The 11,227-nt window shown below is 68.3% G+C and carries 9 protein-coding genes; 5 read left to right on the top strand and 4 right to left on the bottom strand.

The features are described 5' to 3' along the window. Positions 1-736 precede the first annotated feature (736 nt). The gene (locus ABTZ89_RS27960; RefSeq protein ID WP_351050128.1) at positions 737-1,669 is read left to right on the top strand and encodes an NAD(P)H-binding protein; all 933 of its coding nucleotides are present in this window, start codon (positions 737-739) and stop codon (positions 1,667-1,669) included. 55 nt (positions 1,670-1,724) lie between these two features. On the opposite strand, the gene ABTZ89_RS27965 is transcribed toward ABTZ89_RS27960, so the two are convergent. The 3 genes from ABTZ89_RS27965 to ABTZ89_RS27975 are packed head-to-tail and all read right to left on the bottom strand — an operon-like array spanning position 1,725 to position 4,652. Next, complete coding sequence (locus tag ABTZ89_RS27965; protein ID WP_351050130.1) at positions 1,725-2,987, bottom strand: cytochrome P450; 1,263 nt, start codon at positions 2,985-2,987, stop codon at positions 1,725-1,727. Between the two features lie 46 nt (positions 2,988-3,033). Then, a complete protein-coding gene (locus ABTZ89_RS27970) occupies positions 3,034-4,431 on the bottom strand; it encodes an NAD(P)/FAD-dependent oxidoreductase (protein WP_351050133.1) in 1,398 nt (465 codons plus the stop codon). 2 nt (positions 4,432-4,433) lie between these two features. After that, the gene (locus ABTZ89_RS27975) at positions 4,434-4,652 is read right to left on the bottom strand and encodes a ferredoxin (protein WP_351050136.1); all 219 of its coding nucleotides are present in this window, start codon (positions 4,650-4,652) and stop codon (positions 4,434-4,436) included. Between the two features lie 366 nt (positions 4,653-5,018). Here ABTZ89_RS27975 and tkt point away from each other — a divergent pair, with 366 nt between their 5' ends. Further along, positions 5,019-7,070 carry a transketolase gene (gene tkt, locus ABTZ89_RS27980; RefSeq protein ID WP_351050139.1) on the top strand — a complete coding sequence of 684 codons (2,052 nt, stop codon included), beginning with the start codon at positions 5,019-5,021 and terminating at the stop codon, positions 7,068-7,070. Then, positions 7,067-8,152, top strand: a complete 1,086-nt coding sequence (gene tal, locus ABTZ89_RS27985) for a transaldolase (protein ID WP_351050142.1) — start codon at positions 7,067-7,069, stop codon at positions 8,150-8,152. The genes tkt and tal overlap by 4 nt, the downstream gene beginning before the upstream one ends. Here tal and ABTZ89_RS27990 read toward each other — a convergent pair. Continuing rightward, a complete protein-coding gene (locus tag ABTZ89_RS27990; RefSeq protein WP_351050145.1) occupies positions 8,143-8,388 on the bottom strand; it encodes a hypothetical protein in 246 nt (81 codons plus the stop codon). The genes tal and ABTZ89_RS27990 overlap by 10 nt on opposite strands. Positions 8,389-8,459: 71 nt before the next feature. On the opposite strand from ABTZ89_RS27990, the gene ABTZ89_RS27995 reads away from it, so the two are divergent. Next, on the top strand, positions 8,460-8,954 hold the full coding sequence (locus ABTZ89_RS27995) for a hypothetical protein (protein WP_351050148.1): 495 nt from the start codon (positions 8,460-8,462) through the stop codon (positions 8,952-8,954). Beyond that, positions 8,951-10,393 (top strand): glucose-6-phosphate dehydrogenase, encoded by a 1,443-nt coding sequence (zwf, locus tag ABTZ89_RS28000; protein ID WP_351050151.1) that lies wholly within the window; start codon positions 8,951-8,953, stop codon positions 10,391-10,393. Before ABTZ89_RS27995 ends, zwf begins: the two co-directional genes overlap by 4 nt. Positions 10,394-11,227 lie beyond the last annotated feature (834 nt).

An 11,227-nucleotide genomic window follows, 5' to 3' on the forward strand; every position in this document is an offset into this window, starting at 1 on the left:
GGGGGGGGGGGGGGGGGGGGGGGGGGGGGGGGGGGGGGGGGGGGGGGGGGGGGGTGGGGGGGGGGGGGGGGGGGGGGTTGGGGGTGGCTGGGGCTGCTGATTGCCCCTGGCATTCCACGAAACCTCACCCGACTCACCGCAGCATCTAGCCGATAGCTGTCCACCCAACGCGTAGCTCCCGCCTGTACGCAGGCGGGAGCTTTTCCCATCGCTGAAGGGCTCTGGAAGGGCCTCAGGCATCGACTGGCCGAATTTGCCGAAGCGCCACCTCGGTCACCCCGACGCGGCCGGCCTTGGTCAACGTGTCCGCAAGAGCGCCCCGGGATTCGCAGGACCAACGAACCTATTGCACTGCCAATTCGGGAGCGGAGACTGGCAGGGCCCATGGTGGAAGCCGAGCCGGTGTTTCCCAGTTGCCGACAATGCCCACGAGCCGCGCGCGAACCCGAGTGGTCGGTCGTCGATGGCGACGGCTGCACCCCGCTCGGCACGAGTTGGCTCCAGCGAGCTGCGGCATCCGGCCACCAGCGCCGGTCCCCCCGCCGTCCCGCGATTGCGTCTCGGTGGCCTCTGGCACAGGCGAAGGAACAGCCGCCACGCGGAGGGAGTGGATCACAGGCCCAGAGCTGCCGGGGCGTTGCTCGGGCGCATCGCCGTGTAGCTCCGGTCAAAGTCGGATGCTCCCTCGACTGGCACGACGAGATCACGAAGAACCGATGACACGCAAGGCATTTCGATGACCACCGCACCCTCCTACCTGATCACCGGCGCCGGCGGCGGAGTCGGCGGGATCAGCAGGCTCGTCGTGGAACACCTCCTCGCTCACCGACTGGCAGTTCGGGCCATGGTCCACCACGACGACGCCCGAGCCGAAGCGCTGCGCGCTCTCGGCGCCGATGTCATCGTCGGCGACCTCACCAACCCCGTGCACGTCGCCGCAGCCACCGACGGCATCAGCCGGATGTTGTTCAACATGAGCGTCTCACCGGACTACCTCGAAGCCACCGCCGTCGTCTGCGCGGCGGTCCGAGAACCGCCCGGCCTCGAAGTCCTGGTCGACATCTCGCAGATGACCGTCTCCCAGATGACGGCGACGAGCACGGCGGAATCCCACCAGCAACGCCTGCACTGGCTGGCCGAGCACGTCATCGACTGGTCGGCGGTCCCGGCAGTTCACGTCAGACCCACGGTGCTGCTCGAGAACCCGCTGTTCTCCGTGCTCGCCGCGCAATCGATCCGCGACCACGACACGCTGGCACTGCCCTTCGGAACGGGCCGCACCTCCCCCGTCGCCGCCGGCGATGTCGCCAACGTGATCACCGCAGTCCTGCTCGCGCCGCAACGCCACATCGGCTCGGTGTACGAACTGACCGGCCCCGCGGCCCTGGACATCGACGAACTCGCCCACGAGTACTCACGCGCGCTGGGCCGCCCCATCACCGCCACGCACCTCTCCTACGACGAGTGGTTCGACCAGTTGACGAGCGCCGACCTGGATCCCCACGTGCAGCAACACATTGCCACGATGGCGAAACTGCACCGCGATGGCCGCTACGACCGCGCCACCACCGACGTCGAGAAGATCACCGGCCAACCCGCCCGAACAGTGGAGCAATACGTACGGGAACGGCGCGACTCGTTCAAACACCGAGAAGGCCGAAACCACTGATCACGAATTACCCCGGCTCGATGGCCCGCACAGCGATGCTTCTGCGCGAGCTGGGTCAGTCGGTGATTCCGTCGATGTCGACCAGGACGTGTCGCGGGCCGCGGAAGATCTGGTTGCGTCGGTACGGCGGTGGGTCCTCGACGAGCCGCGGGTTCTGCACGCGGCGGACGAACTCCCCGACCGCGGCTTGGACCTCCAGTCGCGCGAGCGGTGCGCCGAAGCAGAAGTGGATGCCCTGGCTGTAGCCGAGGTGCTGGTTGTCGGGGCGTTCGAGGTCGATTTCGTCGGGATCGGTGAACCGTTGCGGGTCGCGGTTCGCCGAGCCGTACACCAGGAAGATCGGTGCGCCCTTCGGGATCGTGGTGCCCGCGATCTCGATGTCGTCGAGTGCGGAGCGGGTGTGCCAGAACTGGACCGATGACTCGAAGCGCAGCAGTTCCTCGACCCCGGGCACGATCAGCTCGGGCCGGCGACGCAGTTCCTCGAGCGCGTCGGGGTGCCGCAGCAGGGTGAGCACGCTGTGGGCGATCAGGTTGACCGTGGTCTCGTGCCCGGCGAAGAGCAGCAGCACGGCATTGGCGACGAGCGCGCCCTTGGACATGCGATGCTCCGCGCCGTCGTCGTGCACCATCGCCGAGAGCATGCCCGGGCCGGGCTGTTCGGCGTACCGGTCGAGCAGTTCGGTGATGTACTCCCCGAACTCCTGCACGGCCCGGCGACCATCCGCTGCCTCGTGCTGGATCTCTTCGGCGGTGGGTTCCGGGCCGAGGTCGAAGCTCTCCAGGGCAGTGCGGATCCAGTCGTGGAAGCGCGGTTCGTCTTCCAGCGGCACGCCCAGGACCTCGCAGATCACGGTCACCGGCAGCGGGTAGGCGAGATCTTCGACGACGTCGATCCGGGTCTTGCCCTCCATGCCGTCCAGGAGGCCGGCGACGATGCGGCGGATCTCGGGGTCCAGGTCGGAGATCTGGTGCGGCGAATCGGGCGGGCCGTAGAAGTGTCGCAGCATCGTGCAGCGGTTTCGATCGTGCTCGGGCGGGTCGGAGGTGATGATGCTCGGCTCCAGATCGGCCGCGGTGATCGTTTCGGTCCCCGGCTCCCCCGGGTCCGCGCCCGGAGCCGTCCCCGGAATCTTCGCGGGATCCGAGCTGACCCGGTTGTCGTGCAGCAGCGAGACGACCTCCCGGTAGGTGCTGACGACGTAGGTGCCGTTCGGCTGCCGCGCTACCGGGGTCTTGCGGAGCTCGGCGTAGAACGGGTACGGATTGGCGCGGTTTTCGTAGCGGAGGGCCTGCTGCCAAGGGGTTTCCTCGCTCATGGTGCTGTTCTCTCTCCTCTTTCGCCCGCGTGGTCCCGAGAGCGCGTCAGCGGCGCCGCGGGCGGAACTCGGCTCTGCGCTCGCTCGGGTCGTGTCCGGTCAGGACGACGTCGGGTATCGCCGTCGGGACGCCGTGTTCCGGGAATTCCGCGGGAATCGGCTTGAGGTCGTCGGGTTGATCCCAGCCCGGTGGCGGGGGCGGGAACGGAGCCGACCGCTCGATCAGTCCCGCGTAGTGCGGCAGCCATTTGCCCTGGTTGAAGGCGACAGCGGCGACGATGCGTCCCCGGTGGCCGTAGGCGGCGGCGAAGCGGCGTTCCTTGACCGAACCCTGGACGAAGGCGATCTCGTCGCCGAAGGGCGGGACGCCGACGGACTTGATGTTGACGCCGAACTGACCGGACCAGAATCCGGGCAGCAGCAGGTGCGGGTAGTAGTGGGGTTCGAGGTTCACCATGTTGTGGGCCGTGACCTCGGCGCCCAGGACGGCGTTGTCCCAGTGCTCCATGGCGAGGAACTCGTACTCGTAGAGCACGTGGGGTGCGCGTGCCACGTCCCCGGCCACGAAGACGCTGTCGGTCACCACGCCGTTGATGTCGAAGGCACGACCGCCGGCGTCGCAGCCGACGCCCCAGATACCGGCCGCCAGCCCGGAGCCCTCCAGCCACTCCACGTTGCGGATCGACCCCAGCGCGGCCAGCACCACGTCGGCCTCGACGGTGGCGCCGTCGGAGAGCTGAGCGCGTCGCACGTGTCCACTCGCGTCGCCTTCCAGCGACGACACTCCCACACCGCAGCGCAGGTCCACGCCGTGGTCGCGCTGCAGCTCCGCGGCGATCTCGCCGATCACTCCGCCGAGCGGGCCGACCAGCGGCGCCGGACCGCGCTCGGCGACGGTCACCGGAAGATCGAGTTCCCGGCAGACGGAGGCCACCTCCGAGCCGATGAACCCGGCGCCGATGACCAAGACCCGCGACGGCCGCGCGGCCAGCGCCTGCTGCAGCTGCGCGGCGTCATCGCGTGTGCGCAGCGCGAACACGCCCTCCAGGGCGGCCTCGGTCGGGTTGGGCCACTGCCGCGCGCGAGTGCCCGTGGCGATCAGCACCCGGTCGTACGGGACCTGGTCGCCGTTGGCCAGGTGCACGTGCTTGGTGGTCCGGTCCAACGCGGTGGCGGCCACTCCGAGCCGCCAGTCCGCGTCCACGTGCCGCAGGCGGGGCAGCGCGGTGTGGTCGGCCGGCACCCAGCCCTTGAGCACCTGCTTGGACAACGGGGGACGGTCGTAGGGCTCGTGCGGCTCGTCCCCGATGATCGTCAACCGCCCGGTGAAGCCTTCCGCGCGGAGGGTTTCAGCGGCCCGCAGGCCCGCCAGCGAGGCGCCGACGATGACGATCCGGGCGTTGGCCTTGTAGTCGCGCACCAACTCCGCGATCGGTGCCGCCATGGTCATGACGTCACGCCCCGCTCCGCACCGTCCTGGTGGTCCAGCACGATCGCTCGCACCGGGCAGGCTGCCGCGGCTCGCTGCACCTGCAGGCGTCGGGCGTCATCGGGGTTCGGCTCGTAGGTGAGCGCCTCCTCACCGGCCAACCTGAAGGTCTCGTGAGCGAGGAACACGCACTGCGCGTACGCCTGGCACCGGTTCAGGTCCACGACGATTCGCATGGGCAGGCTCCTTCCGTCCGCGCGGTCCTCCAGCTGGATAGCCCACCACCGCCCGCCCGAGGCTGCACTCGGCGCCCGCGCTGATTCGTTCCGGCGGGAACTCGGTTCCATGCCACGATTGATGGTTCGGCAATTGATCGAAAGGGCCTAAAGCCACAACCCGTCCAACAATTCGGACGTATAGCTGAAAAGTTGAGCGCGGGGTGCGGGCAGTCCTACGCTCGTTCGAGAGGTGGCCCGCGCTCGGCCGAACATCCGGGAATCTGGCTTGCCGAGGCGGTTCCCTCCGAGCCGGTGACCTGGCGGCGGCTCCGCTCCTTCTCGACCGGGATCGCCGAACGGCCGCAGCGCGAAGGTGGCTTAGCGATGACCGATCTGGACACGCTGTCGGTGAACACGATTCGCGGTCTGTGCATGGACGCGATCCAGCAGGCGAATTCCGGTCACCCCGGAACTCCCATGGGCATGGCACCGGTTGCGTACGCGTTGTGGCAGCGGTTCTTGCGCTTCGATCCCGCCCATCCCATCTGGCCCAACCGCGACCGCTTCGTGCTCTCCGAGGGCCACGCCTCCGCCCTGCTCTGGTCGCTGCTGCACCTGACCGGTGTGCGCGCGGTCGATCCCGACTACGAGGTGCTGGGCCGCCCTGCGGTGGCCCTCGACGACCTGAAGTCGTTCCGGCAGCTCGATTCGCACTGCCCTGGTCACCCCGAGTACCGGTGGACGAGCGGCGTCGAGGCGACCACCGGCCCGCTCGGCCAGGGAGTGGCCACCTCCGTCGGGATGGCGATCGCCGGGCAGTGGCTGGCGGCGAGGTACAACCGCGAGGACTTCACGCTCTTCGACTTCGACGTCTACGCGCTCGCCGGCGACGGCTGCATGATGGAGGGTATCTCCGCCGAGGCGGCTTCGCTGGCCGGGCACCTGCAGCTGTCCAACCTGTGCTGGATCTACGACTCCAACAGGGTCACCATCGAGGGCCACACCGACATCACCTTCACCGAGGACGTCGCCGCCCGCTTCCTGGCCCACGGCTGGAACGTGACCACCGTGGCCGATGCCAACGACCTCGATCAGATCGGCCGCGCCTTCCACACCTTCCGCGCCGAGACCGAACGCCCGACCCTGGTCCTGGTGCACAGTCACATCGGCTACGGCTCGCCGGTCGAGGATTCACCGCAAGCACATGGAACACCGTTCGGGCCGGAGGGGGTCAGAGCCACCAAACAGGCCCTCGGGATCCCACCGGAGGCGGACTTCCACATCCCCGACGGGGTTCCCGACTGGTTCGCCCAGGGCATCGGGGCGCGGGGCGCCGAGTTGCGCACTGCCTGGGAAAAGACGTTCGACGCCTACCGCAGCGCACATCCCGCTCTGGCCGACGAGCTGGAACGGATCCAGCGCCGGGAACTCCCGGATGGCTGGGACACCGCGCTGCCCACCTTCCCGGCCGACCCGAAGGGCTTGGCGACGCGCGATTCGTCCGGCCAGGTGCTCAACGCCGTGGCCGAGGCGATCCCCTGGGTCCTCGGCGGATCGGCCGACCTGGCACCGTCGACCAAAACCCGGCTCACGTTCGGCGGAGCGGGCGATTTCCAGCCCGACGACCGGTTCGGCCGCAACCTGCACCTCGGCGTCCGGGAACACGGTGCTGCCGCTGTCGCCAACGGAATGGCGCTGACGAAGCTCCGTCCGTACTGGTCCGGATTCCTGATCTTCTCCGACTACGCCAAGGCGGCCATCCGCCTCTCCGCGTTGATGGAGATCCCGACCGTCCACATCTTCACCCACGACTCCATCGGCGTCGGCGAGGACGGACCCACGCACCAACCGGTCGAGCAGCTCGCCGGGCTGCGCGCCACACCCGGGCTGCTCGTCTTCCGCCCCGCCGACGCGAACGAGGTCGTCGAAACCTGGCGAGTGGTCGCCGCGCTCCGCCGGGAGCCCGCAGCGCTGATCCTGTCCCGGCAGGCCCTTCCCACCCTCGATCGGAGTCGGCTCGGGGCGGCCAGCGGTGTGGCGCGCGGTGCCTACGTGCTCGCGGACGTGCCCTCCGGCGAGCCCGAGGTGATCCTGCTGGCCACCGGCTCCGAGGTGCCGCTGGCCCTGGCCGCGCACGACGAGCTCACCGGTGAGGGCATCGCGTCCCGGGTGGTGAGCATGCCGTGCTGGGAGTTGTTCGACCGCCAGCCACGCGAGTACCGCGCCGCGGTGCTACCTCCAACGGTCACGGCGAGGGTCGCGGTGGAAGGGGCCTCGACGCTCGGCTGGGACCGGTACGTCGGTGCTGGCGGGGCCGTAGTCGGCATGCACACCTTCGGTGCCTCCGCGCCCCTGAAACAGCTGCTCACGAAGTTCGGATTCACCCCAGAGCGCGTTTCGCAGGTGGCCCGCGAACTGGTGGAGGCGATGACATGAAAGCGACTCAGACCCTGCACGAGCTCGGGCAAAGCCTGTGGCTCGACAACATCACCCGCGACATGCTCGATTCCGGTCGGCTCCAGCACTACATCGACACCTACTCGGTCACCGGTCTGACATCGAACCCCTCGATCTTCGACAAAGCCATCTCCTCCGGCTCCTACGATGCGGCCATCCGCGCCGGATCAGCGGCGGGACAGCCGGATGAGGAGCTCTTCTTCGAGCTGGCCATCGAGGACTTGCGGCGAGCAGCCGATCTTTTCCTGTCCATTCACGAGCGAACGGACGGTGTGGACGGCTGGGTGTCCCTGGAGGTCTCGCCGCTTCTGGCGTACGACACCGCGCGGACCATCGAAGAGGCGAAGGCACTGCACGCCCGCGCGGGCCGGAGCAACCTGTTCATCAAGATTCCCGGTACGCCCCAAGGTCTCCCGGCCATTACCGAGTGCATTGCCTCGGGTGTACCGGTGAACGTCACGTTGTTGTTCTCGGCCGACCACTACCGGGCTGCCGCCGACGCGTACCTGACGGGAGTCGAGCGAAGGGTGGAACGAGGACTCGATCCGGACGTGAGCTCGGTGGCCTCCGTCTTCATGTCCCGCTGGGATGCCGCTGTCAGCGGCAAAGTACCCGATGAACTGCGGGACCAGCTCGGCCTCGCGGTCGGACAGGACACTTACCGGGCGTACCGCACCCTGATGGACTCGGACCGAGTGCAACGGCTGGAGAACACTGGTGCACGCATGCAGCGACTGCTGTGGGCGAGTACCCGCACCAAGGACCCCGACGCGTCGGACACGCTGTACGTCCACGGACTCGCCGCCCCGTTCACGGTCAACGCGATGCCCGACGAGACGCTCAAGGCCTTCTACGATCACGGCGAGGTGGGCGAGCCCATGCCCGTCGACGGCAACGGCTGCGACGCGATGCTGGCGCGGTTCGCCGAAGCAGGCGTGGATGTCGCAGCGCTCGCCGCGAAGCTCCAGAGCGACGGCGCGGCGTCCTTCGTCGCGTCCTGGAACGACCTCCTGGCCTGCATCTCCGCACAGCGGGACGCCCTCGTCCGCCCCTACCCTTGATCCGAACCGACCGATCCGAGGGCCGACAGATGTCCATCACGCCCCTCCGGCAACAGCCGTCGTGGAAGGCACTCGAACAACACCGCGCCGAGATCGGAACCGTCCATCTGCGTGAGCTGTTCGCTCAAGATCCGGCCCGCGGCGAGCACATCAACGTCTCGGAGGGCCTCCCGGCGCGTCGCGGTCTCGACCGATTCCGCGCCCGTAGCGGAATTCGGCATCGGCACGGCGAACATGTTCGAGTTCTTACGACTCGTCGACGCTACCGCGCCCTGAAACGCCAGGACCAGTACCCAGGAGAGCAGCCATGGCAACCGATACCCCCATGCAGCTCGGCTTCGTGAAGATGGTCCACAATGGAATCGAGTACGGGATGATGGGCGCGATCGCCGAGGGCCTCAGCATCATCGAGCACGCGGACGCCGGGCGCCACGAGCACACCGCCGACGCCGAGACCGCCCCGCTGCGCGAGCCGGAGTTCTACCAGTACGAGATCAACGTCGGCCAGGTCGCCGAAGTATGGCGCCGCGGCTCGGTCGTGGGTTCCTGGCTCGTCGACCTGACCGCGGACGCACTTGCCCGGTCACCGAAGCTGGAGGAATTCACCGGGCGCGTCTCGGACTCCGGCGAAGGGCGGTGGACCGTGCTGGCGGCGATCGATGAAGGCGTACCGGCCGCCGTGATCACCGCGGCGCTCAACGAGCGGTTCCAGTCCCGCGACCGGAGCGAGTTCGCCGACAAGTTGCTGTCCGCCATGCGAAGCGAGTTCGGCGGACACGCCGAGAAGGGGAGCCAGCCGTGAAACGCCCGGACAACCACGTGATCGTGCTCTTCGGAGCCACCGGCGACCTCGCCAAGCGCAAACTGCTCCCCGGGCTGTTCCACCTCGCCTGGGCCGGCCTCCTGCCGGACGGCTACCGCATTGTGGGCGCGGGCCGAGCGCACTCCGCGCTGACCGACGAAGCGTTCCGCGAACACGCGCACGACGCGGTCGCCACCTTCGGACGCTGCAAGCCCTCCGGGCCGGTGTGGGAGTCCTTCGCGGATTCGCTGTCCTTCGCCGCATACGACCAGGATGCCGGCCAACTGCTCGCGGCCGTGCGGGAAGCCGAGGACTCCCTCGGCGGGCAGCCAGGCAGACTCTTCCACCTGGCCATTCCGCCCGCCGCGTTCGGATCCGTCATCGGGATGCTCGGCGACACCGGCCTGGCGGAGGACTCAAAAGTGATCGTGGAGAAGCCCTTCGGCACGGATCTCGCTTCGGCAAGAGCACTCAACGAGACGATCCACGCCGTCTTCGACGAATCCCAGATCTTCCGCATTGATCACTTCCTCGGCAAGGAGTCGGTGGACAACATCCTCGCCCTCCGCTTCGCCAACGGCATGTTCGAACCCGTCTGGAACCGGGACCACATCAGCCATGTGCAGATCGATGTGCCCGAAACGCTCGGCCTCGAGGGCCGCGCCCACTTCTACGAGGGCACCGGAGCTTTCCGGGACATGATCGTCACGCACCTGATCCAGGTGCTGGGCATCGTGGCGATGGAACCGCCTGTCTCACTCGCCGCCCAGCCGTTGCGCGACGAGAAGGACAAGGTCTTCGCAGCGCTGCGCCCCATCGAACCCGGGCACGTCGTGCGCGGCCAGTACAACGGCTACCACGACGAACTGGGAGTCGCCCCCGATTCGCAGACCGAGACCTTCACCGCGTTGCGGCTGGAGGTGGACAACTGGCGCTGGGCCGGTGTGCCGTTCTACTTGCGCTCCGGCAAGAATCTCGCACAGCACCGCCAGGTGATCACCCTCGGTCTGCGCGAGCCGCCCCTGCGGATGTTCCCCATCGATCTCCCTCGAGAGGACAGGAGCCGAGGCAACAAGATCGTGATCGACTTCGGGGATCCCGGCTGGATCGCCGCCTGCTTCCTGGCGAAAGAGCCCGGCCCCACCATGCGACTCGCACCAGAAGCAATGACCTTCCGCTACGCCGACTCCTTCTGCCGGGAACACGGGCTCGAAGGCTACGAACGGTTGATCCTGGATGCCATGCTGAGCGACCAGTCGCTGTTCACCAGGGCAGATGGCATCGAGCGCATCTGGGAGGCGTCGACTCCGCTGCTCGAGAATCCGCCGCCGCTGCAGGGGTACGACCCCGGTTCATGGGGTCCCGAACCGGCCATCAGCGACCTGATCGCGCCGCACCAGTGGTACCTGGAGGACGCCGGCGACGCCGTGCGTCAATAGATCCGGCCCGGCGCTCACTGCTCGGGGACCAGACCGGTGGACCCCAACGCCTGGCCATACACAGGAACGGGCGGCGGGCCGGGGCGCGCCCCGCAGGCTGGCGAGGCTAGGGCTCCTGTCGACCGACCTCGCCCGAGATCCCACCCAGCCCAGAGCAAGGCCGCTGCCTGTTACCACCTCGTTCGTGGTAATGCAAATGTGCGTTTGTTCCCCCAGACGGTCTATGTTGCGCACACGCGAGGAGTCTTGTTGACGTTCCCTCTTCGCGTTACGTCCTGGACCGCTCCCCGTCCAGGACGTAGGGCCCGATGTGGCGGGCCCACGTAGTTGTTCCGCTGTGCTCGGTCACGTGCCGTTGGCTCAGAGGAACGGCGCAAGTCGGGGCGCCCCGCACCTCATGCAGCGCTGTGGGGCGCCCCGTCGCACGTTCGACGCGGATGCCCCCGCCGGTCATCCGTATCCGTTTCCCTGATCCCAGTCAAGACCCCAACGCCTCGCTAGGACCACTCCGCTCCCGTTTACCCGGGTCAGCCTCAACAGAGACCGTGCTGGCCACTGCCCGGTATCACAAGGGGTGCAGACGAAGATTGGGACTTTCAGCCCGCCTCGCTGCTCCTTCTCCGGGACCGCTCGCGGCTCGGCGAGCCGAGACCCGTGCGCACCGGCAAAGCCGTCACGAGTCCAGGCTGACCCGGGACGTCGACTTCGCAGTCGGTTGCGCTGCGGCTGCCGGGGGGGGGCGCGCCGTGCCGGGCGCCGCCCCTCCCGGATCCAGCCCCGTACGAGGCCGGCGTATTGGCCCGGCGCGGGAGGGCCCGGGCCCGGTGGCTGGAT

Origin of the sequence: Saccharopolyspora sp. NPDC002686 (assembly GCF_040295745.1) — a bacterium.
Taxonomy (GTDB): Bacteria; Actinomycetota; Actinomycetes; order Mycobacteriales; family Pseudonocardiaceae; genus Saccharopolyspora; species Saccharopolyspora oryzae.

Excerpts from the sequence above, each read along its gene's own strand:
- ABTZ89_RS27970 (WP_351050133.1), bottom strand. The coding sequence starts at position 4,431 with ATGGCGGCACCGATCGCGGAGTTGGTGCGCGACTACAAGGCCAACGCC.
- tal (WP_351050142.1), top strand. The coding sequence starts at position 7,067 with ATGAAAGCGACTCAGACCCTGCACGAGCTCGGGCAAAGCCTGTGGCTC.
- ABTZ89_RS27990 (WP_351050145.1), bottom strand. The coding sequence starts at position 8,388 with ATGTTCGCCGTGCCGATGCCGAATTCCGCTACGGGCGCGGAATCGGTC.
- ABTZ89_RS27965 (WP_351050130.1), bottom strand. The coding sequence starts at position 2,987 with ATGAGCGAGGAAACCCCTTGGCAGCAGGCCCTCCGCTACGAAAACCGC.
- tkt (WP_351050139.1), top strand. The coding sequence starts at position 5,019 with ATGACCGATCTGGACACGCTGTCGGTGAACACGATTCGCGGTCTGTGC.
- ABTZ89_RS27960 (WP_351050128.1), top strand. The coding sequence starts at position 737 with ATGACCACCGCACCCTCCTACCTGATCACCGGCGCCGGCGGCGGAGTC.
- ABTZ89_RS27975 (WP_351050136.1), bottom strand. The coding sequence starts at position 4,652 with ATGCGAATCGTCGTGGACCTGAACCGGTGCCAGGCGTACGCGCAGTGC.
- ABTZ89_RS27995 (WP_351050148.1), top strand. The coding sequence starts at position 8,460 with ATGGCAACCGATACCCCCATGCAGCTCGGCTTCGTGAAGATGGTCCAC.